This is a genomic window from Variovorax sp. V116, from assembly GCF_041154435.1.
Taxonomy (GTDB): domain Bacteria; phylum Pseudomonadota; class Gammaproteobacteria; order Burkholderiales; family Burkholderiaceae_C; genus Variovorax; species Variovorax paradoxus.
Genome location: NZ_AP028662.1, coordinates 899,480 through 925,329 on the forward strand (window position 1 = coordinate 899,480; position 25,850 = coordinate 925,329).

General features: G+C 67.3%; 26 protein-coding genes and 1 pseudogene. 11 read left to right on the forward strand and 16 right to left on the reverse strand.

The features are described 5' to 3' along the window. Positions 1 to 6: 6 nt before the first annotated feature. A complete protein-coding gene (locus tag ACAM58_RS30205; protein ID WP_369664597.1) occupies positions 7 to 882 on the reverse strand; it encodes an amidohydrolase in 876 nt (291 codons plus the stop codon). A 174-nt stretch (positions 883 to 1,056) separates the two neighbouring features. Between ACAM58_RS30205 and ACAM58_RS30210 the strand changes: the two genes are divergently transcribed. Then, positions 1,057 to 1,776, forward strand: coding sequence for a FadR/GntR family transcriptional regulator (locus ACAM58_RS30210; protein WP_369664598.1), 720 nt, complete (start codon positions 1,057 to 1,059; stop codon positions 1,774 to 1,776). Positions 1,777 to 1,933: 157 nt separating this feature from the next. Further along, positions 1,934 to 2,308: a hypothetical protein gene (locus ACAM58_RS30215; protein ID WP_278878587.1), complete on the forward strand. Its 375-nt coding sequence runs from the start codon at positions 1,934 to 1,936 to the stop codon at positions 2,306 to 2,308. Positions 2,309 to 2,416: 108 nt separating this feature from the next. On the opposite strand, the gene ACAM58_RS30220 is transcribed toward ACAM58_RS30215, so the two are convergent. Continuing rightward, entirely contained in the window at positions 2,417 to 5,425 is a 3,009-nt protein-coding gene (locus tag ACAM58_RS30220) for a hypothetical protein (RefSeq protein WP_369664599.1), read from the reverse strand. Positions 5,426 to 5,933: 508 nt separating this feature from the next. On the opposite strand from ACAM58_RS30220, the gene ACAM58_RS30225 reads away from it, so the two are divergent. After that, positions 5,934 to 6,209 (forward strand): hypothetical protein, encoded by a 276-nt coding sequence (locus ACAM58_RS30225; protein WP_278878822.1) that lies wholly within the window; start codon positions 5,934 to 5,936, stop codon positions 6,207 to 6,209. Positions 6,210 to 6,244: 35 nt separating this feature from the next. Here the strand turns inward: ACAM58_RS30225 and ACAM58_RS30230 are convergent, their stop codons facing one another. Next, the gene (locus ACAM58_RS30230; protein WP_012748727.1) at positions 6,245 to 7,621 is read right to left on the reverse strand and encodes an MFS transporter; all 1,377 of its coding nucleotides are present in this window, start codon (positions 7,619 to 7,621) and stop codon (positions 6,245 to 6,247) included. 265 nt (positions 7,622 to 7,886) lie between these two features. Here ACAM58_RS30230 and ACAM58_RS30235 point away from each other — a divergent pair, with 265 nt between their 5' ends. Genes ACAM58_RS30235 through ACAM58_RS30245 form a run of 3 tightly spaced genes read left to right on the forward strand, consistent with a single transcriptional unit; the run spans position 7,887 to position 10,834 of the window. Beyond that, positions 7,887 to 8,864, forward strand: coding sequence for an amidohydrolase family protein (locus ACAM58_RS30235; protein WP_062365361.1), 978 nt, complete (start codon positions 7,887 to 7,889; stop codon positions 8,862 to 8,864). 34 nt (positions 8,865 to 8,898) lie between these two features. Next, positions 8,899 to 9,768 carry an intradiol ring-cleavage dioxygenase gene (locus tag ACAM58_RS30240; protein WP_278878825.1) on the forward strand — a complete coding sequence of 290 codons (870 nt, stop codon included), beginning with the start codon at positions 8,899 to 8,901 and terminating at the stop codon, positions 9,766 to 9,768. A gap of 4 nt (positions 9,769 to 9,772) precedes the next feature. After that, complete coding sequence (locus ACAM58_RS30245) at positions 9,773 to 10,834, forward strand: maleylacetate reductase (protein WP_278878827.1); 1,062 nt, start codon at positions 9,773 to 9,775, stop codon at positions 10,832 to 10,834. Here the strand turns inward: ACAM58_RS30245 and ACAM58_RS30250 are convergent, their stop codons facing one another. Together ACAM58_RS30250 and ACAM58_RS30255 are read right to left on the reverse strand one after the other, a co-directional pair. Beyond that, positions 10,835 to 11,788 (reverse strand): LysR family transcriptional regulator, encoded by a 954-nt coding sequence (locus ACAM58_RS30250; protein ID WP_278878829.1) that lies wholly within the window; start codon positions 11,786 to 11,788, stop codon positions 10,835 to 10,837. It lies immediately after the preceding gene. Between the two features lie 24 nt (positions 11,789 to 11,812). Beyond that, on the reverse strand, positions 11,813 to 12,349 hold the full coding sequence (locus tag ACAM58_RS30255; RefSeq protein ID WP_278878831.1) for a MarR family winged helix-turn-helix transcriptional regulator: 537 nt from the start codon (positions 12,347 to 12,349) through the stop codon (positions 11,813 to 11,815). Positions 12,350 to 12,485: 136 nt separating this feature from the next. Here ACAM58_RS30255 and ACAM58_RS30260 point away from each other — a divergent pair, with 136 nt between their 5' ends. Continuing rightward, positions 12,486 to 13,751, forward strand: coding sequence for an acyl-CoA dehydrogenase family protein (locus ACAM58_RS30260; RefSeq protein ID WP_278878833.1), 1,266 nt, complete (start codon positions 12,486 to 12,488; stop codon positions 13,749 to 13,751). 14 nt (positions 13,752 to 13,765) lie between these two features. Beyond that, a pseudogene (locus ACAM58_RS30265) lies at positions 13,766 to 14,315 on the forward strand (flavin reductase family protein). Positions 14,316 to 14,333: 18 nt separating this feature from the next. Here ACAM58_RS30265 and ACAM58_RS30270 read toward each other — a convergent pair. After that, positions 14,334 to 15,203 carry a LysR family transcriptional regulator gene (locus ACAM58_RS30270; protein WP_369664600.1) on the reverse strand — a complete coding sequence of 290 codons (870 nt, stop codon included), beginning with the start codon at positions 15,201 to 15,203 and terminating at the stop codon, positions 14,334 to 14,336. Between the two features lie 44 nt (positions 15,204 to 15,247). On the opposite strand from ACAM58_RS30270, the gene ACAM58_RS30275 reads away from it, so the two are divergent. Beyond that, on the forward strand, positions 15,248 to 16,234 hold the full coding sequence (locus tag ACAM58_RS30275) for a DMT family transporter (RefSeq protein ID WP_369664601.1): 987 nt from the start codon (positions 15,248 to 15,250) through the stop codon (positions 16,232 to 16,234). A 4-nt stretch (positions 16,235 to 16,238) separates the two neighbouring features. On the opposite strand, the gene ACAM58_RS30280 is transcribed toward ACAM58_RS30275, so the two are convergent. Genes ACAM58_RS30280 through ACAM58_RS30305 form a run of 6 tightly spaced genes read right to left on the reverse strand, consistent with a single transcriptional unit; the run spans position 16,239 to position 20,890 of the window. After that, positions 16,239 to 16,634 (reverse strand): cytochrome c family protein, encoded by a 396-nt coding sequence (locus ACAM58_RS30280; protein ID WP_369664602.1) that lies wholly within the window; start codon positions 16,632 to 16,634, stop codon positions 16,239 to 16,241. After that, entirely contained in the window at positions 16,631 to 17,200 is a 570-nt protein-coding gene (locus ACAM58_RS30285; protein WP_062365352.1) for a ferritin-like domain-containing protein, read from the reverse strand. Before ACAM58_RS30285 ends, ACAM58_RS30280 begins: the two co-directional genes overlap by 4 nt. A 35-nt stretch (positions 17,201 to 17,235) precedes the next feature. Next, on the reverse strand, positions 17,236 to 17,961 hold the full coding sequence (locus tag ACAM58_RS30290; RefSeq protein WP_278878840.1) for an RNA polymerase sigma factor: 726 nt from the start codon (positions 17,959 to 17,961) through the stop codon (positions 17,236 to 17,238). Positions 17,962 to 18,006: 45 nt separating this feature from the next. After that, positions 18,007 to 18,840 carry a nitronate monooxygenase gene (locus ACAM58_RS30295; RefSeq protein ID WP_369664603.1) on the reverse strand — a complete coding sequence of 278 codons (834 nt, stop codon included), beginning with the start codon at positions 18,838 to 18,840 and terminating at the stop codon, positions 18,007 to 18,009. Positions 18,841 to 18,864: 24 nt separating this feature from the next. Beyond that, positions 18,865 to 20,382: a tripartite tricarboxylate transporter permease gene (locus tag ACAM58_RS30300; protein WP_026283938.1), complete on the reverse strand. Its 1,518-nt coding sequence runs from the start codon at positions 20,380 to 20,382 to the stop codon at positions 18,865 to 18,867. 19 nt (positions 20,383 to 20,401) lie between these two features. Then, positions 20,402 to 20,890, reverse strand: a complete 489-nt coding sequence (locus ACAM58_RS30305; protein ID WP_015866396.1) for a tripartite tricarboxylate transporter TctB family protein — start codon at positions 20,888 to 20,890, stop codon at positions 20,402 to 20,404. 248 nt (positions 20,891 to 21,138) lie between these two features. Between ACAM58_RS30305 and ACAM58_RS30310 the strand changes: the two genes are divergently transcribed. Next, a complete protein-coding gene (locus ACAM58_RS30310; RefSeq protein ID WP_018904145.1) occupies positions 21,139 to 21,555 on the forward strand; it encodes a MarR family winged helix-turn-helix transcriptional regulator in 417 nt (138 codons plus the stop codon). 107 nt (positions 21,556 to 21,662) lie between these two features. Further along, positions 21,663 to 23,420 carry a chloride channel protein gene (locus tag ACAM58_RS30315; protein ID WP_307596047.1) on the forward strand — a complete coding sequence of 586 codons (1,758 nt, stop codon included), beginning with the start codon at positions 21,663 to 21,665 and terminating at the stop codon, positions 23,418 to 23,420. 11 nt (positions 23,421 to 23,431) lie between these two features. Here the strand turns inward: ACAM58_RS30315 and ACAM58_RS30320 are convergent, their stop codons facing one another. The 4 genes from ACAM58_RS30320 to ACAM58_RS30335 form a co-directional block, all read right to left on the reverse strand. Beyond that, positions 23,432 to 23,707, reverse strand: coding sequence for a hypothetical protein (locus ACAM58_RS30320; RefSeq protein WP_015866393.1), 276 nt, complete (start codon positions 23,705 to 23,707; stop codon positions 23,432 to 23,434). 142 nt (positions 23,708 to 23,849) lie between these two features. After that, a complete protein-coding gene (locus tag ACAM58_RS30325; RefSeq protein ID WP_018904142.1) occupies positions 23,850 to 24,056 on the reverse strand; it encodes a hypothetical protein in 207 nt (68 codons plus the stop codon). 102 nt (positions 24,057 to 24,158) lie between these two features. Then, positions 24,159 to 25,001 carry an ABC transporter substrate-binding protein gene (locus ACAM58_RS30330; RefSeq protein WP_018904141.1) on the reverse strand — a complete coding sequence of 281 codons (843 nt, stop codon included), beginning with the start codon at positions 24,999 to 25,001 and terminating at the stop codon, positions 24,159 to 24,161. Positions 25,002 to 25,038: 37 nt separating this feature from the next. Further along, on the reverse strand, positions 25,039 to 25,773 hold the full coding sequence (locus ACAM58_RS30335) for an amino acid ABC transporter ATP-binding protein (protein WP_018904140.1): 735 nt from the start codon (positions 25,771 to 25,773) through the stop codon (positions 25,039 to 25,041). Between the last annotated feature and the right edge of the window lie 77 nt (positions 25,774 to 25,850).

A 25,850-nucleotide genomic window follows, 5' to 3' on the forward strand; every position in this document is an offset into this window, starting at 1 on the left:
GCGTGTTCAGTCCGCCGAGAGGCCATAGAAGCGCTGCGCGGTGCCGCGCCAGATGTGCGACTGCTCGGCGTCCGAGAGGCGGCCGATGCAGGCTTCGCTGACGGCGATCCAGCCCGCGTAGTCGCCGGCCAGGGTGAGCACCGGCCAGTCGCTGCCCCACATGAGGCGCGCGGGGCCGAAGCTCTCGAGCAGCGGCTCCCACACCGGGCGCACGGCGTGCACCGCCACATCGACATCGTGGTGCGCCGCCTGCGGCGCCTCGCCCCAGAGCCCGGAGAACTTGCAGCACACCTGCGGCAGCGCGGCGAGCGCGGCCGTGTCCTTGCGCCAGGCCGCGAAGGCTTCGCTGCCGTGCGCGCCCACGGGCGGCTTGGCGGCGTGGTCGATCACCACGGGCAATTGCGGCCAGTCTTCCAGGAAGCGCAGCAGCGAAGGCAGGTGCCGCGGCTTCACCAGCGCATCGAAGCGCAGGCCCAGGCGGATCAGGGCCTCGATGGCATCGGCACGCGGCATGCGCGCGATCCAGTCGTCGTCGGGCAGGTCTTGCAGCATCGGCCGCACGCCCTTGAACTTGGGGTGCTGCGCCATGCGCTCGAGCGAGGCCACGGCGTCGGGGCTGCCCAGGTCGACCCAGCCAACCACGCCGCCCACCACCTCGTGCGCACTGGCCAGCTCGAGCATGAAGCCGGTCTCGGCCTGCGAATCGGCGGCCTGCACCAGCACGGTCCGCTCGACGCCATGCGCCCGCAGCAGGGGCGCGAGATGCTCGGGAAGGAAGTCGCGCACCAGCGGCGCAAGGGCGGGCACATCGGCGCGCAGCCATGTGTAGTCGCCGCGCGCGGGCCGCCAGAAATGCTGATGCGAGTCGATGCGCTGTCTCATGCTCCGTCTCTTTTGGCCTTACCAATTTGGCGAGGCCACTTTGCCATAGCGCCCAAAATGGCCCCACCGGAACAAACCCTTTGCGGGTTTTCCCGCGAAATACCGCTCATTAGTAGCAATCACTACATCGAGGGTGGCAAACTGGCATGACCAGATCGACGGCCTGCCCTTCTCATGCTTCCCCCCGCCACCACCAAACCCACCGACACCCGCCGGCTCTACCAGCAGGTTGCCGACCAGATCCGGGCTGTCATCCGCGACGGCAACCTGCCCGTCGGCGCGCGCCTGCCACCGGAGCGGGAGTTGGCCCTGCAGCTGGGTGTGTCGCGGCCTTCGCTGCGCGAAGCGCTGATTGCCCTGGAGATCGACGGGCGCATCGAGATACGGATGGGGTCGGGCGTGTATGTCTGCGCGTCGCCCGACACGCCGGAGCGCGCCACGCCGGCGGTGGGCGAGAGCCCGTCCGAAATGATCCAGGCGCGCGCGATGCTCGAAGGCTCGGTCGTCACGCTGGCCTCCGCCCGCGTGAACCCGCAGCACCTGGAGCGCGTGAAGGCCTCGCTGGAAAGCATGCGCGAGGACGGCCTGAACGGCCGCGCGCAGATCGAGAACGACCGGCGCTTCCACATCGCCATCGCCGAGATGACCGGCAACTCGGTGCTTGTGCGGCTGGTGGGGGAACTGTTCGATGGCCGGCACAGCCCGATCTCCTCGCGCATGAGCGAGCGCGCCGAGAATTCGCATGCGTGGAAGGCGGCCTTTGCCGAGCACGAGGCGATCTACCGCGCGCTCGAAGCGCGGGACCCGCAGGCCGCGGTGGCAGCCATGCTGCATCACCTGAGCGCCTCGCATGCGCGGTGGACGGAGGAATCGGCGCTGCCTGCGGCGGGCTGACAGCCCCGCAGCGCCGCATCATGGCCGACTTGCGCCAGCAGCACAGTGGAGGCGTCCTCATCGGTCGAGGTGCATTCCGGCCGGATGGCCTGCGCGCTGGCGGCGGCCTCGCTCAAGCAGGCGGGACGCGGCTGAACACCGCATCAGAATGCAGCGCATGAACAACCACAGCGACATGCAGGACACCGCCGAATACGTCCCTTTCGAGGAATTCCGCCAAGGCCTGCCGCAGGGGCGTTTTCGCGTGATCGTCAATCCCGCGCTGGCAGCGGCCTTCGTGTCTCACAGGACCTACGCCATGCCGCTGGCGATTGCCCTCATCGGCCCGGGCATCGCCCTGGCGCTGGCCGGCCTTCCATGGGCAGGCGGGCCGCTGGTGGCGGCCGGCATTCTGCTCCGATGGTCTGTCAAGAGCCACGCGCCGCGCATCCTGCTGCACCTGGCCACGCGCGTGCCATCGGTCTACGAGCAGGCCACTGTGCATGGCGTGATGGAAGTGCGCCGCGCCGATCCGGCCGCAGCATTGCGCTGAGCCGGAACTGCGCGGGCTTGTCGGGGGCGGGCCGCTAAGGCCCGTCCCTTCTTTTCAGAAGCATCCACCACCGCCCCTCTCGACGAAGGACGGTGGCCGGACCATCGATCAGCCCAGCACGCTGTCCAGGATGCCGGCCACCGGCGTTCCGCCGCCGCCAAGCCCTTGATCGACCTGGCTGGTGATCGGCGTGGTGGTCCCACCCAGGAGGTCACCGCCGAGCAGGTTGCCGACGAGGCCGTTTTCACCCAGCACACCGTCCAGCAGGTCGCCGCCGAGCAGATCACCGCCCGGGAGATCGCCGCCGAGCACGTTGCCGACGAGGCCGTCTTCGCCCAGCACGCCGTTGAGCAGGTCGCCGCCGAGCACGTCGCCACTCAGGAGGTCGCCGCCGAGCACGTTGCCGACCAAGCCGTCTTCACCCAGCACGCCATCCAGCAGATCACCGCCGAGCAGATCACCACCCAAGAGGTCGCCACCGAGCACATTGCCGACCAGGCCGTCTTCGCCGAGGACGCCATCGAGCAGATCGCCGCCGAGCAGATCACCGCCCAGGAGGTCGCCGCCGAGCAGGTTGCCGACCAGGCCGTCTTCACCCAGCACGCCGTCCAGCAAATCACCGCCGAGCAAGTCGCCACCCAAGAGATCGCCGCCAATCAGGTTGCCGACGAGGCCGTCTTCGCCCAGCACGCCACCCAGCAGATCACCGCCGAGAAGATCACCACCCAAGAGATCGCCGCCAAGCAGGTTGCCAACAAGGCCGTCCTCACCGAGTACGCCACCCAGCAGATCACCGCCGAGAAGATCACCACCCAGGAGATCGCCACCGAGCAGGTTGCCAACGAGGCCGTCCTCACCCAGCACGCCACCCAGCAGATCACCGCCGAGAAGATCACCACCCAAGAGATCGCCGCCAAGCAGGTTGCCAACAAGGCCGTCCTCACCGAGTACGCCACCCAGCAGATCACCGCCGAGAAGATCACCACCCAGGAGATCGCCACCGAGCAGGTTGCCAACGAGGCCGTCCTCACCCAGCACGCCACCCAGCAGATCACCGCCGAGCAAGTCACCACCCAGGAGATCGCCACCGAGCACGTTGCCCAGCACGCCGTCGGTCAGGCCGCCGAGCAGGCCGTCCTCGCCGCCCAGCAGGCCACCGAGCGGGCTGTCTCCGATCAGGCCGCCGGCGACGCCGTCCACGCCGAGCAGGTTGTCCACCACGCCGTCCTGGCCGAGCAGGCTGCCGGTCAGGCCTTCGCTGCCCAGCACGCCGGCCAGCGTACCGTCTCCGCCCAGCAGGCCGCCGAGTGCGCCGTCGCCGCCGAGCAGGCCGCCCAGCAGACCCTCTTGGCCCAGCGGTCCGCCGAGCAGGCCGCCCAGCACGCCGTCTTCACCCAGGAGGCCACCGACGACGCCTTCGTCGCTCAGCACGTTGCCCAGCAGGCCGCCGACGGCGCTGTCTTCACCCAGCAGGTTGCCGACCAGGCCGTCTTCGGCGAGCAGGCCCCCTACCAGGCCTTCTTCCTGGACCAGGCCGCTCAGCAGGCTGTTCTCGCCCAGCACGCCTTCGACCACGTTCTCGACGACGCCGCCGTCGCCCACGAGGTCTTCCACGACACCGTCGAGACCGAGGGCCGTGGTCGCGCCGCTCAGGATGCCGTTTTCGCCCACGAGGTTGTCCAGGCCGTTCTGAAGCGCATCGGTGACGTGGTCGACCTGGCCGACCAGCGCATCGGTAGCGCCTTCGCCCAGCAGGGGATCGATGATGGGCGCTGCCACGCCGTCCACGCTGTCGACCACGGTCTCGGTGAAATCGTCCACCGGATCGAACTGGTTCGGATCGTCCCGTGTGAACTCCTCGCCCAGGATCGGAGACACGATGTCATCGACCAGGTCGGTCGCGCCGTCGATGACGCCCGGCACCGGGGTGAGTGAACCACCCAGGCCCAGGTTGTCGTCGGTCGAGCCGATCAAGCCGCCGGTGAGGTCGTCGCCCGGATCGAGGAGGTGATCGCCGTCTGCGTCTGCATCTGCATCTGCATCTGCATCGGCATCGGCATCTGCATCTGCATCTGCATCGGCGTCGGCGTCGGCGTCGGCATCGGCGTCGGCGTCCGCATCAGCATCAGCATCAGCATCAGCATCCGCGTCAGTATCGGCATCGGCATCGGCATCGGCATCGGCATCCGCGTCAGCATCCGCGTCGGCGTCGGCGTCGGCATCGGCGTCCGCATCCGCATCCGCATCCGCATCCGCATCCGCATCCGCATCGGCGTCCGCATCCGCATCCGCATCGGCGTCCGCATCAGCATCAGCATCGGCATCAGCATCAGCATCAGCATCAGCATCAGCATCGGCATCGGCATCAGCATCAGCATCGGCATCGGCATCAGCATCAGCATCAGCATCGGCATCGGCATCGGCATCGGCATCGGCATCGGCATCGGCATCGGCATCAGCATCACTGTCGCTGTCACCATCGTCGAGGCCGCCCCCCGTACCGCCGCCGGTGCCGCTGCCAAGGAAGAACGGAACCGTTCCGCCGTCGCTGCCGCCACCGCCGCCCAAGGCCGCGCCGAGCGCGACTGCTCCGAGCGCGCCGAGGGCGAACTCGCCCAGGCCGATGCCGGCTGCACCGGTGTGCGCCTTGGTGACGGCAACTGCCGCCGCATCGGCATCGTTGTCGGGCGGCGTGATCTTGAGGTCGCCCGTGGCGACGTCGACGTTCACCTGCTCGAGGCCGCCCGGCAGCTTGGTCGATCCGAGCGTTGCGTCGGTGCCGCCGGTAAAGACGCCGGCCAGCGGCGCCTTGTTGGAAGGCGAGCCCGGAAACAACACCTCGGCCTGGCCACCTTCGGGGACCAGCACGCGGTCGCCGGTGAGAAGGGCGTGGCTGCCGTCCACGGGAATCCGGACGCCGTCGCGAATCAGCGCGGTGCCGGGTGTGGCATTGGAAAGCGATCCGATGCTGGACGGCCCGGGGGCGGCGACCGGCGGCACTGGAGACGATCCCATCGGAGCGATGGGGGTCACCGTGGCTTGGGCGATGACCACCGGTGCAACGTCGTTGTTGACGGCTCCGGAAGTGGATGGAATCGATGTCTGCGACGCGGTCATGTGAGAGGCCTCCTCGTTTATTGGATGGTCACAAGTGGCAACATGCGTGCCACTGCCCTTCCACTCCGGGGAAGCCTCGTGCGATTTATTGCAAACGGTTGATTAAAAAGGCTTTTTCTCCATTCATGCGTGCGGCGGAAGCAGCGCCGTTCGTCACAGGCACCCAAGCTTTTGGCTGTTGCTACGTTACGCGGGGGAGCGCGTACCGCGTAACACAGCCTGCAATCCGGCCGGGCCTTTGGCCTTTGGATATGCGGGACAACAAGATCCAAACCCTCGCTGCAAGCTCGGGACATCAGCCCACACCCAACGGCGGCGATTGGCACGGTGGGACCGAGCGCGATATCGAACCGCGATGGCAATGGCGCCCAGGCAGGCCGCGGCCACCGTGACAAATCTCACGCTCTTCGGCGGCAATGTCACCAGCTTTGGGGATTTTGGATTGAGATGTAATCCATTAGGCCTCTTTTTACGTTCTGGCGCCTCAACACCGAGACGGGAGCCCCGCATGACCACCACCGATCCACAAGCAGTCTTCGAGGCGAGCGGCCGCCTGGGCGCCATGGAGGTCCTGGGAACGCAGTTCAGTGCGGTGGTGTCGATGCTGCGCGCCATGTATGCGGCGCACCCAGAGCCGGCCAAGGTGCGGCACGGCTTCGACCGGCTCATCGGCCAGCTGCTGGTCAGCCCCTACATGGGCCATGACCCGGACCGCGCCGTCGTCCTGCTCGACACGGCGGCGGCATTGACGCGTCCGCTTGCGGAAGCCGATCCGCACGGATAGGTGCGGGACAGGTGCGGGCGGCCTGCGCTGCCCGGTCAGCTCCCGGCGGTTCCGGAGACGCCCGCCGCCACCTTGCCCAGCGCAGGCGCGGCCTCCGCCTTCAGCACCGAGGCCGAGCGGTCGTGCTGGATGAGCAGCACCGCGACCATGCCGATGACCGCCGGAATGGCAATCGCAATGAAGTTCTGGTGCAGCGGCAGGTTCATGCCGACCAGCATGCCGATGACGATCGGCGCCAGGATCGCGCCGCTGCGGCCCACGCCCAATGCCCAACCCAGGCCGGTGGCGCGCACGGCCATCGGGTAGTACTGGCCGGTGTAGGCGTTGGCCACGATCTGCGTGCCGATCGTCGATGCGCCGGCCAGCCCGATCAGGATGAACAGCACCGGTGTCGGCATCTTGTAGCCCAGCAGCGTGAGCGACACCGCGGCCAGCGCATACATCCCGGCGAGCACGTACTTGATGTGGAACCGGTCGGCGAGCCAGCCGCCCGCGATGGCGCCGACCATCGCACCCGCGTTCAGCACCAGCACGAAGGTCAGGGCCGAGCCCAGGCTGTAGCCCGCGCTTGCCATGAGCTTGGTGAGCCATGAGCTCAGCGCGAAGACCATGAACAGGCACATGAAGAACGCGATCCAGAACATCACGGTGCTGAAGCCGCGGCCATCGAAGAAGAGGTGCTTGATCGGCGCGCTGTCGGCCCGGTCCTTGGCCGGCACCGCGAAGCGGTCGGTCGCCTGCGGCGTGTAGCTGGGGTCGAGCCGTGAGGCGATCTTCTTCAGCTCTTCCGTACGGCCCTGGGCCAGCAGGAAGGGCATCGATTCCGGAACCGACTTGAGGATGAAGGGAATCAGCAAGACCGGCAGGCCGGCCGCGAAGAACACCGATTGCCAACCGTAGCTTTCGATGAGCCCCTTGCCGAGGATCGCCGCGATCATTCCCCCGACCGCATAGCCGCTGAACATCAGCGTGACGAGGGTCGCACGGATCTTCTTCGGCGAGTACTCGGTCATCTGCGCGACGACGTTCGGCATCACGCCGCCGATGCCGAGCCCGGCAAGAAAGCGCATGGCGCTGAACGCAATGGCGTCCTCCGCCAGCCCGGCGCAGGCCGTGAACACGCTGAAGAGGCCCACGCAGATGGCGATCGCCCAGCGGCGGCCGATCCGGTCGGCAATGGTCCCCATGAAGATGGCGCCGAACATCATTCCGAAAAGCGCGGAGCTGACCATGAAGCCCGCGTTGGTGGCGTCGACGCCCATCTTCTTCATGATCGAGGGCAATGCGATGCCCACGACCGACAGGTCGTAGCCGTCGAACACGATGATCAGCGCGCACCAGAACAGCACGAGGCCGTGGAAGCGGTTGAAGCGGGCATCGTCGGCCAGCTTGTGAAGATCGATTTGGCGCATGGCTCTTGTCTCCTTCGAATGGCAAAGATCGCGGCCAGGCATGGCTGGCAGTGGCAGCGATCATGGGCGTGCCGGTTTCGAGGGTCCAACGCATTTTCCGGATGTCCTCTATGCAGCCTGTGAATGTTGGGGCGGGTCTACCCATGGGTTGCGGCCACCCTGCCCCTGCATGCGATCTTCGAATGCGCGCTATCACCGATTTTTGTTGGACCGTGCCTGCCGCCGCCCATAGATTGGCCCATCCGCCCGCACACAGGAGATAGGCATGCAAGGAAAGATCGGTCTCGAAGAACATTTCGCAATTCCACAGACGCTGCAGGATTCAGCGGGCTTCGTGCCCGGCGTCTATTGGAAGGAGCTCAGCAGCCGCCTGCTCGACATCCATGACGGGCGCCTGCGCCAGATGGATGAGCACGGCATGGAGATGATGATCCTCTCGCTCAACGCGCCCGCGGTCCAGGCGGTGGCCGATCCGGTGAAGGCGTACGAGCTCGCGGTGCGCGCCAACGACTTTCTCGCGGAGCAGGTGGCGAAGAGGCCCGACCGCTTCCAGGCCTTTGCCGCCTTGCCGATGCAGGACCCCGAGAAGGCCACGCAGGAACTCGAGCGCTGCATGACCGTGCTCGGCTTTCGCGGCGCGCTGGTCAATGGCTTCTCGCAGGTGGGCACGCCCGACAACGTCGCCTACTACGATGCGCCGCAGTACGCGCCCTTCTGGGCCGCCGCGGAGCGGCTCGATGCGCCGTTCTACCTGCATCCGCGCAACCCCATCGCGAGCTGGGCGCAGATCTACGAAGGCCACCCCTGGCTGCTCGGCCCCACCTGGGCCTTTGCGCAGGAGACCGCGGTTCATGCGCTGCGGCTCATGGCAAGCGGCCTCTTCGATCGCCATCCGGGGCTCAAGATCATCCTCGGCCACCTGGGCGAGGGCCTGCCCTACAACATGTGGCGCGTCGATCACCGCAACGCCTGGGTCAAGGCGCCCAAGGGCTATCCGGCCAAGCGCAAGCTCTGCGAGTACTTCCAGGAAAACTTCTATCTCACGACCTCCGGCAACTTCCGCACCCAGACGCTGATCGATGCGATGCTGGAGGTTGGATCGGACCGCATCCTGTTCTCGACCGACTGGCCGTTCGAGAACATCGACCATGCCTCGAACTGGTTCAACGACACGAGCATCAGCGAGGCCGACCGCAAGAAGATCGGCCGGACGAACGCGATGTCGCTGTTCAAGCTGGCCTGATCCCAAGGCGCTCATCGACAAGGCACAGGCACCCATGATCGACATCGACGAATGGACCATCACCAGCGCGGCCCTGAAGGCGCAGGCCGCCACGCCCAGCCCGCGCCTGAAGGCCGTGATGGACAGCCTGGTGCGGCATCTGCACGACTTTGCGCGCGAGGTGCAGCTCACCGAGGCCGAGTGGGCCTGCGGCATCGACTTTCTCACGCGGGTCGGAAAGATCACGGACGACAAGCGCCAGGAGTTCATCCTGCTGTCCGACGTGCTGGGGCTTTCGACGCTGGTCACCGCGCAGTGCAACCGGCGCCCGACGGGATGCACCGAGGCGACGGTGTTCGGGCCCTTCTACGTGCCCGATGCGCCGCAGTACGAGAATGGCGACGACATCTCCAACGGCGCGAGCGGCGAGCCCTGCTTCGTCGCCGGCACCATCCGGGGCATCGGTGGCGAGCCGATCGGCGATGCGAGCATCGACGTGTGGCAGTCCGATGATGAAGGCTGGTACGACGTGCAGCGCCCCGGGCTGGACCATGCGCAGGGACGCGGCCACCTGAAGAGCCTCGAGGACGGGCGCTACCACTTCAAGTCCATCGTGGCCGTGCCCTACGCCATTCCGCACGACGGCCCGGTGGGCCAGCTGCTGGAGCAGCTCGGCCGCCACCCGTGGCGTCCCGCGCACCTGCACTTCATGATCAAGGCGCCGGGCTACGAGCCGCTCATCACCCACGTGTTCCGCTCGGGCGGCAGCTACCTGGGCTCGGACGCCGTGTTCGGCGTGCGCTCTTCCCTCATCGCCGACTGGAAGCGCCACGAGCCCGGCATCGCGCCCGACGGAACGCACATGAAGGTGCCGTTCCACACGCTCGACTACGACTTCGTCCTGAACAACGCATCCAGGGACTAGGGGCATGGAGCGCTTCGTCTACACCGCGAGCCCTTCGCGCATCGTCTTCGGTGCGGACAGCATCGACCAGCTGCCAGCGGAGATCGAGCGCCTGGGCGCGACGCGCGCCCTCGTCCTGTGCACGCCCAACCAGCGCGAGCAGGCGCAAGCCATTGCCGACCGGCTGCCGGGCCGCATCGCAGGGATCTTCGATGAAGCAGCCATGCACGTGCCGATCGAGACCGCGCGCAAGGCACGCGCACTGGCTTCGGAGCTGAAGGCGGATTGCGCGCTGGCGGTGGGTGGTGGCTCCACCATCGGGCTCGGCAAGGCGATTGCGCTGGAGTCCGGCCTGCCGATCATCGCGGTGCCGACGACCTATGCGGGCAGCGAAGCGACGCCCATCTACGGCATCACGGAAGCGGGGCTGAAGAAGACCGGACGCGATGCACGCGTGCTTCCGCGTGTCGTCATCTACGACCCCAGGCTCACGCTGTCGCTGCCCCTGGACCTGACGGTCACGAGCGCGATCAATGCGATGGCGCACGCGGCGGAAGGCCTGTATGCGCACGACGGCAACCCGGTGATCTCATTGATGGCAGAAGAAGGCATCCGCGCCTGCGCGGCGTCGCTGCAACCGCTGCGGGACAACCCGCGCGACCTGCCCGCACGCAGCCAGGCCCTCTACGGCGCCTGGCTGTGCGGCACGGTGCTCGGTGCCGTGTCGATGGGCCTGCACCACAAGCTGTGCCACACGCTGGGCGGCACCTTCGATTTGCCGCATGCGCAGGTGCACACCGTGGTTCTTCCGCATGCGCTTGCGTACAACGCGAGCGCGGCGCCAGAGGCCATGGCGCGCATTGCAAGAGCCCTGGGAACCGCGGAGGCGGCCATGGGGTTCTTCGAACTCGCAAGAACGCACGGCGCTGCCGTGTCGCTGAAGGCTATCGGCATGCCGGCCGCCGGTCTTGAGCATGCAGCCGATCTGGCAGTCTCCAACCAGTATCCGAATCCGCGGCCGCTCGAGAAGGCGGCGCTGCGCGCCCTGCTCGGCCGCGCATGGGAGGGCGCGCCGCCGCAAGCCTGATCAGGTGGCTCGCGCCTGCGGCGCAGGCTCGCGGCTCGACCGTTCATGGAAGAGCCCGAAGATCAGCTCGCGCAGCCAGCGGTTGCCGCTGTCCTGGTGAAAGCGCTCGTGCCACTGCTGGCGGATCTCGAAGGGCCTGACCTCGAACGGCGCGTCGACGCTGTGCAGGTCCGCGCGCGACGCCACCATGGCCTTGGCAAGGCGTGCCGGCGCGGTCAGCAGCAACCCCGACGTGGCGACGATCGACGTCAGGCCGAGCGAATGGGCGGCGGTAAGCACGACCCGCCGCCGGTCGAGCGCGCCGGCCCTCTCCAGGGTTTGCTGGAGCTGCAAGTCGGTGGTGCCCTGGGGCCGGTAGGCAATGTGCTCGGCCGCAAGGTAGTCGTCGAGCTCGATGCGCTCGCGCGCGCCCAGCGGCGACGCCTTCGACATCAGCACGACGAAGGTCTCGTCGAACAGCCGCTGCTGGTAGAACGATGGCCCCATCGCTTCCCAGCTGCCCAGGGCGACGTCGATCTGCCCGTGGAGCATGCGCTGCCGGGCCTCGGCCACGGAGACATCCACGGTTTCGAAACGAACCCCCGGCGCGATGCCGCGCGCGACCGAAAGCAGCTCGGGCACCATGACCAGTTGCCCGATGTCGTTGACGGCGATCCGGAACGTGCGGCTGGAGGTCTCGGGCTCGAAGGTCCGGCCCTGGTCGACCGCCTGCACCAGGCACGCGATGCCTTCCTCGATGGGCGCGATGAGCCGCTCGGCGACCGGCGTGGGCACCATGCCGTCGGCCGAGCGCACGAACAGCGCGTCGTTGAAGCGTTCGCGCATGCGCTTGAGGGCATTGCTCACCGCGGACTGCGTCATGCCGAGGCGGTCGCCCGCGAGCGTGACGCTGCGCGTGGCGTAGATCGCCTGGAACACCAGGAAAAGGTTCAGGTCGATGGAGTTGATGTTCATGGCGCCGCCTCCTTCACCGAACGGTCATTCGTTGTCCAGCACGGCCAGGTTGTCGTAGACCATCCGGAGCATGTCCCGAAGCGATTCGGCCTGCGTGGTAGTCAAGCCGGCCAGCGAGACACGCTCGTAGACCTGGGCCAGCGGAATGATCCGCAGCGTGAGGTCGCGGCCCGCCTCGGTCAGGCTCAGCGCGAGCGCGCGCGCATCCTCGTCCGACCGGTCGCGCACCAGCACGCCGCGCTGCAGGAGGCCATCGACCACCCGCGAGAGCGTGGAAGCGTCCGTCGACGTGTGCAGCGCCAGATCCGAGAGGCGCTGATGCGCCTTGTGGTGCAGCGCCACGCACACCCGCCACTCGGTCAGCGAGAGCTTGAACTGCTTGAGCTCCTTGCTGAACGACTGCCCCATGCGCATGCCTGCGCGGGCAAGCAGGTACGGAATGGCCCGCTCGAGGTCATGGTCCGTTAATTTATCTGCGTTTGCATTCAATTTTGGAGGTGCCTCGGTGCGCGCCTTGCGTGGCTGCGTCGACTTCGCTGCGGTCTGTTTTCTGGTGGCCATACCGAATGCTACAGGCGATTGCCGGCATCGATATAGCGTAAACCCCAAGCATTTATTATTTGCATTTGCAAATTTCATGCGCTTCAATCGAAGCCTTGCCACCGTCGAGTTCCCACCCACCATCCGGAGACCACCAATGACTGAAGCCGCCAACCCCTTTGCCCAACTGGACCGCGTAGACCTCCCCGCTCCGGGCCGAAAGTCGCCCGTGACGGACGCGCCTTCGATCGAAACAATAGCTGCATCTGCAAGCAATCTGGTGCCGATGCTGCGCGAGCGGGCGCAGCAAACCGAACAGGACCGCCGCGTTTCCGAGGCCACCACGCAGGCCTTCCACGACGCGGGCTTCTTCAGGCTGATGCAGCCCGCGCGCTACGGCGGCTACGAGTACGGGTTCACTGCGTTCATCGACGTGGTCAGCGAGTTGGCGCGGGGCTGCACCTCGTCATCGTGGGGCTGCTCGCTCGGCGCCATCCACCAGTGGCTGGTCGCGATCTTTCCGGAAGAGGCGCAGGACGACGTCTGGCGCAAGGACCCGCGCGCGATCGTCTGCGGCTCGTATGCGCCCGCGACCATGGCCGAGAAGGTCGACGGCGGCTATCGGGTGCAAGGCAAGTGGCTCTTTGCCTCGAACGTGGACAACTCGCAGTGGGCCTTGCTGGGCGTGCAGTTTCCGCCTGAAGAAAAAGGCGCCCCGCCGACAGCCGGCTTTTTGCTCGCGCCGCGCTCGGACTGGGCCATCGAGGACAACTGGCACGTGGCCGGCCAGGCAGGCACCGGGTCCAAGGCGATCGTCATCGACAAGCCGGTGTTCATTCCGGGGCACCGCAAGCTGACCTTCGCGGAGGCATCCTCCAACAATCCGCCGGGCGCCAAGGTCAACGCGAATCCGATCTACCGCATCCCCTTTCTGTCGGCGGTGCCGGTCTGCCTGGTGTCGCCGATCGTCGGCACCGCGCAAGGCGCGGTCGACGAACTGATCGCACTGGCCGGCACGCGCGTCACCCGGGGCGCCGTGGCCGGCGGCGGCAGCCGGCTCAGCGAATTCTTTCCCGTGCAGTCGCGCCTGGCCGAAGCCTCGGCCAGCGTCGATGCGGCGCGGCTGCTGCTCTATCGCGACACCGCGCAGGTGGAGCAGATGGCCGTGGACGGCCACGTCATCAGCATCGAGCAGCGGATCCGCAACCGGCGCGACCATGCCTTTGCCGCGCGGCTCTCGCGCGATGCCGTCGAGGCGGTGTTCGCGAGCGTCGGAGGCGCGGGCCTGTCGCTGAACCAGCCGATCCAGCGCATGTGGCGCGACACGAATGCGATCTCGCGCCACATCAGCCTCAACTGGGACGCGGTCTCCTCGATGGTGGGCCAGTACCTGCTCGGCCTGGAGCCGAAGGGCCAGTACTGACCGAGGCACCGGCCATGTACTCCTGGGCTCTCATCACGGGCGACGCGGCCGAGACGGTCGATGCGCGCCAGCTGCGGCAGGCGCTCGGCGCCTTTCCCACGGGGGTGTGCCTCGTGACCACCACCACGCCGGACGGCAAGCGCGAAGGCATGACGATCAACTCCTTCGCATCGGTGTCGCTCGACCCGCCGCTGATCCTGTGGAGCACACACGCGCAGCGCCGATGCATTCCTGGCGACGCGGCCGTTCAACCTCAGCGTGCTGACCGCCGGGCAGCGCGAGCTGGCCTGGCATTTCGCCAAGCCCGCGGCCGACAAGTTCGAGCGCTTCGCCGAAGCCTTCGAGATCGGGTCCAACGGATGCGCTCGGCTCGTCGAGAGCGTCGCGACCTTCGAGTGCTCGACCTACTCGCGCCACCAGGAAGGTGACCACACCATCATCCTCGGCCGCGTGGAGCGCTTCTCGCGGACCGATGTGCCACCCCTGCTTTTTCATTCAGGCCAGATGGGCTCGCTGTGGGAGCTTGCCGAGACCCTGGCGCGGCCGCAGGGCGGAGGCAGTTGATCGCGCCGGTGCCCTCGCCTATGCGGGGCTCAAGGTCCGCACCATCTGCTCGTACATCGCATCCACCGCGGGCGAGCGCAGCGACACCTTGCTGCGCAGCGCCGCCACATCCATCGACTTGAGCCTGGGCAGGTCGAAGCCGCTGGGCAGGTTCTGCAATATCTGCAGGTGGGCCGGAACGCTGCAGCGCGTGAACACGGCGACGGCCAGGCCGCTCTCCACGGCCGCGAGCTGGCCGGCGAGGCTGGAGCTGTGATAGACGATGCGATAGGCGCGCCGCCTGGCGGCCAGGCTTGAGAGCGCGGCAGTTCGGGCCATGCTGCCCGCCTCGTAGACGGCGATCGGCAACGGATTGCGGCGCCAGGCTTCATGCTGCGCCGTGCCCACCCACACCAGCGGTTCGTGGAACAGGAGCTGTCCGCGTTGCGGCTTGTCGCGAGAGACCAGCGCCAGGTCGAGCTCGCCCCGCGCGATCTTGGGAATGAGGGAGGTCGACTGCTCGCAGGTCAGCTCGATTTCCACGCCCTTGTAGCGGCCGGCAAAGCTGCGCAGCACCGGCGTCAGGTAGGTGGAGGCGTAGTCGTCCGGCACGCCGAGCCGCACGCGGCCCGCGAGCTCCGGTCCGAACATGGCGTTCTGCGTTTCCGACTGCAGTTCGAGCATGCGGCGCGCATAGCCCAGCAGCTGCGCGCCCGCCGGCGTCACTTCCAGGTGCCGCGGGCCTCGCAGCAGCACGGCCTGGCCGAGCGCGTTCTCCAGCTTCTTGATCTGCATGCTCACCGCCGACTGCGAGCGGTGGACCAGCGGTGCCGCGGCAGAGAGCGAGCCGGCATCCACCACCGCCACCAGGGCGCGCAGCCAGTCGATCTGGAGATCGGGATATTTCATCGTCGCGCTTCTCATTCGATGTTCGAATGATAGGCCTTCGAACTATGCGCTTTACGCCGCTGTCGCATGGGCGGACGATCGCCTTCATGCAAAAGAAGGCAGTCCAGGTGCACCCCGCGTTCGCGGCGACGCGCCGGCAATCGAAACGGGAGAGCACGGGGCAATGGCTGCTGATTGCCGGCGGCGTGCTGCTCGGCACGATCGGCGTCTTCGTGGAAGAGGCGCACCAGCATCCGCTGGTCACGGTGCTGTTTCGCTGCGCCTTCGGTGCATTGGCGCTGCTCGCATGGGGCTTGGCAACCGGCCGAACGAACGAGCTGCGGCTGCGCGGCAAGAGCGGATGGATCGCCTGCGCGACGGGCTGCCTGATGGTGCTGAACTGGGCGCTGTTCTTCGCGGCGATCCCGCGCATCTCGATTGCGGTGGCCACCATTGTTTTTCACATCCAGCCGGTGTGGATCATTCTCTTCGGCGCACTGGTCCTGCGCGAAGCCGTGTCGCCGCGCCAGTGGGCCGCCACACTGGCCGCACTGTGCGGCCTCGCGCTGACGACCGGGCTTTTCGGCAACATGGCATCGGTGGCCTCATGGGGCAGCGGCTACACGCTCGGCCTGCTCATGTGCCTGGGCGGATCGCTCTGCTATGCCGCGGTGACCATCCTCGCCAATACGGAAAAAGCCATCACGTCCTACGCGCTGGCCTGGTGGCAGTGCCTGATCGGCGTTGTTGTCCTGGCGTGGGTGCCTCTTGTGTTCGGCTGGCCGGATTCGGCGCCCGCCTGGGCGTGGCTCGCGGGCCTGGGCGTGTTGCACACCGGGCTGGCCTACGCCCTTCTCTTTGCGGGCATGGCCCGGCTTTCGCTCGGCAGGATCGCCGTGCTGCAGTTCGTGTACCCATTGACTGCGGTGCTGGTGGACTGGGGTGTGTACGGGCGCCGCTTGAACGGGGTCCAGCTTACGGGTGTCGCGCTGATGGCGGCAGCGCTGTGGACGATCAAGCAGCCGAAGCAGAATGCGGCGGGCGGCGGCTGATGGCTCACTCGCGTGCGCGGCCGCTGCATGGCGGCGCTTCGTTGGCATGCTTGAGGTAGGCGATCAGGTCCGCGCGCTCTGCGGCGTCGGGCACGCCGTCGTAGGTCATGGCGGTGCCGGGCACCATGGCCAGCGGCTTGGCCAGGAAGCGGTCGAGCGTCTTGTCGTTCCAGACGATCTTCGATTTCTTCATGGCCTCCGAGTAGGCGAAGCCGGGCACGCTGCCGGCCAGCCGGCCGAACAGCCCGCAGTGCCGGGGCCCGACGCGGTCGACCGCCAGCGCATGGCAGGCCAGGCAGCGCGCGTAGACCTGCTCGCCGCGCACCGCGTCGGGCACTGCCCACGCGTGCGCGGCCGCGGCCAGTGCGGCGGCCGCAAGGAGCCACCGGCCTGAGCTCATGACATGAAGGCCGAAGGCACGGGCGTTTCGCCGAGTGCCTGCCGCAGCACGGCCCAGTGCATCGCCTCGTCGCCAAGAATGCTCGCAGCCGCCTTCGACAGGTCGCGATTGCCGAACAGCGGCACGGCACCCAGGTACGCGCTCACGGCACCCTGCTCCAGCTTGGCCGCAAAGCGCAGCACGTCGGCCTGCGACTTCAGCTGCTCCAGCGGAAAGCCGTAGCTGGCCTTGGCCGCCACGGCATGGCCGCCGAGCTTGGCGACCGTCTTGGCGAGCAGGTCCGCATGCGCCTTGTGGTGGCCCTGGAAGCTCAGCGCCAGGTCGAGCACGGGCTTCTCGAGCAGCTTGCTCTCGGCCCCGGCCTGGTAGGCCGCAATGGCCTCGAGTTCGGCGGCAAGCGCGGTGTTGAGGATCTGCACGTCGTTGCCGGTGGCGCCGCCGGTCTTGGCGGCCAGGGCATCGCGGCCGGCCAGCAGCGCGACCGCGGCACCGGACAGCACCAGCCCCGACTGGCCGAGGAACATGCGCCGCGCGGCGACGGGAGAAGTCATTTGAAAGAAGGACATGGTTGTTTTCCTCGTAGTGATCGTGGGTAAGAGCTTCAGGGGCGGGGTGATTCCCGCCCGTCGGCCAGGCTCGCCAGCACACGCGCCACGATGCGATCGCAGCGCGCGCCGTCGAATGAAAATGCATCGCCCACCGCCACGTCGATGTCGCGGGACAGGCCTTCGCGCAAAAGGCTGCGCGCGCGGAAGAAGCGGGTGCGCACGGTGGCTTCGGGCAGCGCCAGGGCCGCGGCCGTTTCCTCGACGCTCATTTCCTCGACCGCCCGCAGCATGAAGACGGTGCGGTAGGCATCGGGCAGGCGATCGATGCGGCGCTCCATCAGCCGCCGAAGTTCTTCCCGCATGGCGTGGCGTTCCGGTTGTTTGTCGGGATCGTCGGCGGCGGCCGATTCGGGCTCGTCTTCATCGAAGCCGGGCGCGGCGGCGCCGTCGAGCGGAATCACCTGCGCACCGCGGCGCCGCAGGCGCCCGAGGGCCTCGTTGATCACGATGCGGACCAGCCAGGTCGAGAGCTGCGCATCGTCGCGGAAGCTGCCGATGGCGCGCCAGGCGCGCAGGTAGGCGTCCTGCAGCGCGTCCTCGGTTTCTTCGTCGCTCTTGAGGATGCTGCGCGCCGTGCGGAACAGCAGCTGGTTGTGGCGCCGCATGATGCACTCGAAGGCCGGCGCATCGCCTTGCGCGGCGCGCGCCGCGAGTTCGCGGTCGGAGCCCTGTGCGGGGCTCGCCGATGCGGCAACTGGGGAGGGGGCGGCGTGGGACATGTGTGCTTCTCTTTCCCATTGGATGAAGCAGCCCCGCGCCGCGTTTCAATTATTTTTGCTCGATGGCGCGAGTTCGTCGGCATAGCAGACCGGCGAGGACAGCATCACGCGTTCAGGAAAGCGCAGTGCCCGGCCCCGCAGCGAGGCCGCCGCGTCCGATGCGAGCTGGTGCAGGCGCCTGCTGGCGCTGGCGATCTTCTCCAGCGGTGCCGTGCCTTCGGCCTCACCTTCGCCCTCGCGCGCCTGCAGGGCCGCGGCACCCAGAACGGCGCCCTGCGCGCCCGCAGCCAGCGCGGCGGCAATGTCCGCCCCATCGGCAATACCGCCCGCGGCGAGCACCGGAACCGACGCCAGCACCAGCACATCCGCAAGAATGGCAGCCAGCGGCTGCGCACCGCGCACGGCGTCGCCGGCCTCCCGGCCCTGCACGATCAGGATCTGCGCCCCGGCGCCTTCTGCTTCGCACGCGCCGCTGACCGATGACACCTGGCAGGCCACCACCACCCCGGCTTCGCGAAGCTGCCGCACGGCGGTCCTGGACAGCGCGCCGAGCAGCCCGGCCACCGGCACGCGCAGTTCGATGCAGGCAGCAATCTGCGCGTCGAGCAGCGCCGGCTCCGTGGCGGCCGGATTCAATTCAGCGCCGAAGTGCCGGTCCGTGTGCGCCCGCACCGCCAGCACCTCTTCGCGGAGGCGCGCAGGCGGCGCCTCCGACGTGCCGAGAAAGCCGAAGCCGCCGGCCTGCGTCACGGCCGCGACCAGTTCGGGGTCGGCCGCGCCGGCCAGCACCAGCGGGAGGCTGCACTTGAGCAGCTCGCACACCGGCCGGTGCAGCGCCGCGGCGGATTCGGGCGCCGAAGCCTGGCGGGAACTGGACATGGGCGGCTCCTTGTCTTGCCTTGGCTAACCTGCTTCCTCGACAAACGCCTCTTCGCGCTTCGATCTGATCGAGGGCAGGAGCACGATCAGCAGCAGCGCGACCGCGCCCGCCAGCAGCCCCGCGGAAATCGGCCGCGAGACGAACACGCTCCAGTCGCCGCGCGAGAGCAGCAGCGCGCGCCGCAGGTTCTCTTCCATCATCGGCCCCAGGATGAGGCCGAGCAGCAGCGGCGCCGGCTCGCATCCGAGCTTGATGAAGGTGTAGCCCACGACACCGAAGATCGCCACCAGCCAGATGTCGAACACGTTGTTGTTGGTCGAGTACACGCCAATCGCGCAGAACAGCACGATCGCCGGGAACAGCCACCGGTAGGGAATGGTCAGCAGCTTGATCCACAGGCCGATGAGCGGCAGGTTCAGGATCACCAGCATCAGGTTGCCGATCCACATCGAGGCGATCAGCCCCCAGAACAGCTCCGGGTTGCTGGTCATCACCTGCGGGCCCGGCTGGATGTTGTGGATCGTCATGGCGCCGACCATCAGCGCCATGACCGGGTTGGGCGGAATGCCCAGCGTCAGCATTGGAATGAAGGAGGTCTGCGCACCCGCGTTGTTTGCGGCTTCGGGCCCGGCCACGCCGCGGATGTTGCCCTTGCCGAAGGGCACTTCGCCCGCCTTGAGCTTGATCTTCTTTTCGAGCGTGTAGGCCGCAAAGGCCGACAGCGTGGCGCCGCCGCCCGGCAGGATGCCCAGCGACGAGCCCAGCGCGGTGCCGCGCAGCACGGCCGGAAACATGCGCTTGAAGTCTTCCTTGGTGGGCATGAGGCCCGTGACGCTGGCCGTGAAGACCTCGCGCTCGTCCTCGGGCCGGGCCAGGTTGGCAATGATCTCGCCGTAGCCGAACACGCCCATGGCGATCGCGATGAAGCCCAGGCCGTCGGTCAGTTCCGGAATGTCGAAGCTGTAGCGCGCCACGCCCGAATTCACGTCGGTGCCGACCAGGCCCAGCAGCAGGCCCACCATGATCATGCAGATGGCCTTGAGCAGCGAGCCCGAGGCCATCACCACCGCGCCGATCAGGCCCAGCACCATGAGCGAGAAATACTCGGCCGGGCCGAACTTGAAGGCGATCTCGGTCAGCGGCGGCGCGAACGCGGCAAGGATCAGCGTGCCCACGCAGCCCGCGAAGAACGAGCCCAGGCCCGCGGCCGCGAGCGCCGGTCCGCCGCGCCCCCGCTTGGCCATCTGGTGGCCGTCGATCACCGTCACCACGGACGACGATTCGCCCGGCAGGTTGACCAGGATGGCGGTGGTCGAGCCGCCATATTGCGAGCCGTAGTAGATGCCCGCGAGCATGATGAGCGCGGCCACGGGCGGCAGCGCGTAGGTGGCCGGCAGCAGCATGGCAATGGTGGCCGTCGGGCCGATGCCCGGCAGCACGCCGATCAGCGTGCCCAGCAGGCAGCCGATGAACGCATAGACCAGGTTCTGCAGCGTCACCGCGGTGGAAAAGCCGAGCGACAGGTGGTTGATCAGATCCATCATGGGTGGTGCCTCGCGCTCAGCCGGTGATGAAGGTGGGCCACACCTGGAACTGCAGCTTGAGTCCCACGATGAAGGTCAGGTAGCTGCCGATGGCCAGCACGGTTGCCAGCACCAGCGACAGCTTCATCGAGAAGTTGGCACCGGCCATGCAGGCCACGATCACCAGCGCATAGATGGCGAGGATCAGGCCCATGGCCGGCAGGCCGATGCTGCGCAGGCCCGCCAGCAGGATGCCGAACAGCAGGTTGGCGCCGATGATGAAGCCGAGCGGCTTCCATGCGATCTTTCCGACCGGCTCGCCGTCGGACGTGGGGCCCGTGAACGCGGTGGCAATCACCACCAGGCCCAGCAGGGTCAGCAGCACGCCCACGATCAGCGGGAAGTAGCCCGGCCCCATGCGGGCCGCACTCCCGACGTTGTAGTTGGCGGCGCCCAGCGCGAACGCCGCGCCGACGCAGGTGAACATGATGCCCGAGAAGAAGGTCTTCTGGCTCTTGATCTGCATACGCAATCTTTCTCTCTCTCGAATGGAATGGATACGGCAACCCGCACTGATGCACGGGCAACGGCAGCGGACAACGGGGAAGTGCGCGCGGCATGCCGAGAAGGCAGCCGGCATCGCACAGGTCAGGTTCAAGTCAGATGCATCATGTTATGAGGTTTATTGCATCACATTGTGAGTAATTACCCTGCGTCGGAATCGGGCCGGCTGCTACATTGCTTTCCGTTCGCACAATCATTCTTGGAAAGTTCATGGCCAGCCAACGGGGATCCATCGAGAAGCAGCACTTCGAGGCACTGTCCGACTTCAGATTCAGGCTGCGCAGCTTCCTTCGCTTCAGCGAAGACGCGGCGCGGGAGGAAGGCATCACCGTCCTTCAATACCAGTTGATGCTCCACACCCAGGGCTTTCCCGGCCGCGAGTGGGCCACCATCAGCGAGATCGCCGAGCGACTGCAGGCCCAGCACCACGGCGTGGTCGCCCTGGTGTCGCGCTGCGAGGAGGCCGGCCTGGTCAAGCGCAAGCCCAGCCATGCGGACCGGCGCCAGGTCGAGGTCCATCTGCTGGCCGCGGGACGCAGGAAGCTGGAACGGCTCGCGGTGCTGCACGCGGACCAGGTGGCCGAACTGGCCAAGGTGGTGGCGCTCGCCAGCAAGGGCGGCGCCTAGCAGGCCGCTGCGGGTTTCTCAACGCAGGGGGCGAACCGAATATGTCATGAAATGATATATTCGAGGGCTGGCCTCGGATGAGGCAGATCGACTCTTCCCGAACAGCCATGACTCCAGTCCCCCACCCGCCCCGCGGCGACTTCGCCCTCAATGCGCGCCTGCTGCGCATCACCGTCATGGCCATCGTGGTCGGGGCGGTCAGCACCGTGGCCGCGCGCGTGCTGCTCGACCTGATCCGCTTCTTCACCAACCTGTTCTTCTTCCAGACCTTCTCGCTGGCGGACCGCTCGCCGGCCGGGCACACGCTGGGCGCCTGGGTCATTGCGGTGCCGGTGATCGGCGGGCTGATCGTGGGGCTGGTCGCACGCTACGGTTCCGACAAGATCCGCGGCCACGGCATTCCCGAGGCGATCGAGGCGATCCTGTTCGGCAAGAGCAAGATGTCGCCGAAGGTGGCGCTGCTCAAGCCGCTGTCCTCGGGCATCGTGATCGGCAGCGGCGGCCCGTTCGGCGCCGAAGGGCCGATCATCATGACCGGCGGCGCCATCGGCTCGCTGATCGCGCAGCACTTCCATCTCACGGCCGCCGAGCGCAAGGCGCTGCTGGTGGCCGGCGCCACCGCGGGCATGACGGCGGTGTTCGGCACGCCGGTGGCGGCCGTGCTGCTGGCGGTGGAACTGCTGCTGTTCGAGCTCCGGCCGCGCAGCCTGCTGCCGGTGGCCGTGGCCTGCGCGGTGGCGGGGTTCACACGTCCGCTGCTGATGGATGCCGGCCCGCTGTTTCCGCTGCAGACCGCGGTGCCCGGCCCGCTCGCGATGCTCTCGTGCGTGGCCGCGGGGCTTCTGTGCGGCGCATTGTCGGCCTCGCTCTCGATCTCGCTCTACAAGGTCGAAGACCTGTTCGGTAAGCTGCCGATCCACTGGATGTGGTGGCCGGCGATCGGCGGCCTGGCGGTGGGCATCGGCGGCTACTTCGAGCCGCGTGCATTGGGCGTGGGCTACGACGTGATCGGCGATCTGCTGCACAACCACCTGGCGCTCGGCGTGGTGGCCGCGCTGCTCGCGGTGAAGGCGGTGATCTGGGTCATCTCGCTGGGCTCGGGCACTTCGGGCGGCGTGCTTGCGCCGCTCCTGATGATGGGCGCGGGCCTGGGCGTGGTGCTCTCGCACGTGCTGCCCGGCAACGACCCGATGCTGTGGCCGCTGGTCTGCATGGCCGCCACGCTGGGCGGCGTGATGCGCGCACCGCTCACCGCCACCATCTTCGCCTTCGGGCTCACGCACGACAGCAATGCGCTGCTGCCGCTGCTGACCACCTCCGCCGTGGCCTATGGCTTCACGGTGCTGACCATGCGCCGCTCGATCCTCACCGAGAAGATCGCGCGCCGCGGCTATCACATCTACCGCGAATACGGCGTCGATCCGCTCGAGCGGCACTCGGTGGAAGAGGTCATGACGCGCGAGGTGCGCAGCATCGACGCGGCCCTGCCGGTGGCGCGGGCGCTGTTCGAGCATTTCGGCGACGGCCAGGCCCACCGTGCGTTCCCCGTGGTGCGCAACGGCGCGGTGATCGGCGTGGCGGACCGCGCGATGCTGGCCGCGTGCGGCACGCGCGATCCCATTGCCACCGTGGGCGACGCATGCGCCGACGTGCCGCTGTTCTTTGCGCTGCCGGGCGAGAACTGCCGCGCGGTGGCCACGCGGCTCGCGCGCCATCGGCTCGAGCGGCTGCCCGTGGTGAAGGACGCGCAGTCGCTGGTGCTGGTGGGCATCGTGGCGCGCAGCGACCTGATCAAGCCTTCGCTCGCGCACTTCGACGAGGAAGAAAAGCGCGAGCGGATGCGCGGGCTGCCGTGGCAGGCCTGATCCTGCAAGCCCTACATCAATCGCAATCCGCGCGCGAACTGCATCGAGGTCTTCACGAACTTGGGGGCGTCGCTCATCTGCGCGAGCTCGGCGAGGCCTTCCTCGGTGATGCGCCTCACCGTCGCAATGCGCGATGCGGCATCCCGGCCAGCGGGCCTCACGGGTGCGAACTCGGCCTCGATCAAGCCCGTGGCCACGAGCACCGAGACGATCCGCACTTCCTCCGGAAGCGCGACTCGGACAGGCAGCAGCGTGTGCTGGAGCCTCAGCAGGAACAAGAGCGGCATTCAGTCCTCCGATTGCCGGCGTTTGTTCGACCCAAAGAATGCCGGCTTTTCTTGGTCTGGAAAATGTAGCCTTAAGTACCCTTTCCTGCATCTGGCCACACGGCATAGCCCGTGCGCGCGAGGCGGCGGGGCGAAGCAAAGCTCAGCGCGGCGTCACGAGGTCCCGCCGCAGGCTCCAGATGCAGGCCCCGAGGCGAAGCAGTTCCTCGACCCGGCGGTCGTGGAACGGGCTTTGTGCATCCTCCTGGGCGATGAGAGCGGCGATGTGGTCGAGGGCGTCGGCAGGCGTAAAGCCGAGGCCGGCGCGCGCCATCTCGATCACGGTCACCAGGGCCTTTGTCTTCTCCATGCGGAAATGATGCCCAAGAAACGCGCAAAAACAATACGCAGTTTCGTTTTAATAATTAGTTCTTATAACTAGTTGGGTGCGCTGGCGGCAAGGTGGATGCTCTCAGGGCAGGAGTTCGAACTTGAGGTCGGCCAGCGGCGTGACCTTTTCTTCGCGCACCATCTTGTATTCGGTGTTCGGGCCGAGCCACTTGGCCCAGATCTTGTCGAGCTCGCCCGACTTCTCGAGCGCGTAGAGCGCGCCGTTCACCTTGGCCAACAGCACCGGCTCGTCCTTCTTCATGCCGATGCCGATGGGCTGCAGCACCATCGGCTCCTTGATCATCTTGAGCGCCACGCCCTCGGTCTTCGATTGATTGACCAGTTTGGTGATGGTCATGGTGTTCGCGACCATGCCGACCGACTTGTTCTGCTGCACCGCCATGAAGGCCGAACCGGTGTCCTGGAAGGTCACGGGCTCCGAGCCGTTCATCTTGATCGACAGCTCCGAGGTCGATCCCTTGGTCGAACTCAGGCGCTTGCCCTTGAAGTCGGCCTTGGCGGCACCCGGGTCGGAGGCTTTCACCGCGAGCATTTCCTTGGCCACGTAGTACGGGTCGCTGAACTGGATCTGCTCGCCGCGGCTCTTGGTGTAGGCCAGGTTGGCAATGGTCACGTCGACGCGCCCGAGCTTGACCTCGGGCACGCGCGCTTCCACCGAGAGCGGCGTGACCTTGGCCGTCAAGCCGAGTTCCTTGGCCAGCGCGTGGCACAGGTCGACGTCGTGGCCCACCATCTCGCGCGTCTTCGGATCCGGCGCGGCGAAGGGCGGAACGTCGGCGAAGGTGCCGCAGCGCAGCTCCTTGCGCGCGCTGATGTCGCTCCACTGGTCGGCATGCGCCAGCAGAGAGGCGGCGCAAAGACAGGTTCCGATCGTGGTGAGGCGGAAGACGTTTCTGTTCGACATGGTGAGCTCCTGAGGAGATGCTGGGGGAAGAAAAAAATCAGTGCGCGCGCAGGTCCGACAAGAAGCGCTGCGCACGCGGATGCTGCGGACTCTTGAAGAAGGCCTCGGGGTCGGCCTTCTCGAGGATGCGGCCCGCGTCCATGAACCAGACGCGGTCGGCCACCTCGCGGGCGAAGTTCATCTCGTGCGTGACGCACATCATGGTCATGCCGTCGTGGGCCAGGCCGCGCATCACCGACAGCACTTCGCCCACCATCTCGGGGTCGAGCGCGCTGGTGGGCTCGTCGAACAGCATCGCAGGCGGCTCCATGGCCAGCGCGCGCGCAATCGCCACGCGCTGCTGCTGTCCGCCCGACAGCTGCGCCGGGTAGGCGCCTGCCTTGTTCGACAGGCCCACGCGCTCGAGCAGCTGCGCCGCCCTCGCCTTTGCGTCGGACCGCTTCACGCCCAGCACCCGCATGGGCGACAGCATGATGTTCTCCAGCACCGAGAGATGCGGAAACAGGTTGAAGCTCTGGAACACGAAGCCGATGCGGCTGCGCAGCTTGTTGAGCGCCGCGCTGCTCATGGGCGCGTGGATGTCGTGGCCGTCGAACAGCAGTTGGCCCGACTTCACTTCCTCCAGCCGGTTGACGGTGCGGATCAGCGTGGACTTGCCGGAGCCCGAAGGGCCGCAGACCACCACCACCTCGCCCTTCTTGACCTCGGCGTTGACGTCGGCGAGCGCCTGGTAGTCGCCATACCACTTGTTGATGTTGGAGAACAGGATCATGGTGTCATCCCCTGCGGGGTGTGGAACGGGGTTCATGGCGCTGTCTCCTGGTCTTGTGGTCGATGGCCGTCGAGCGC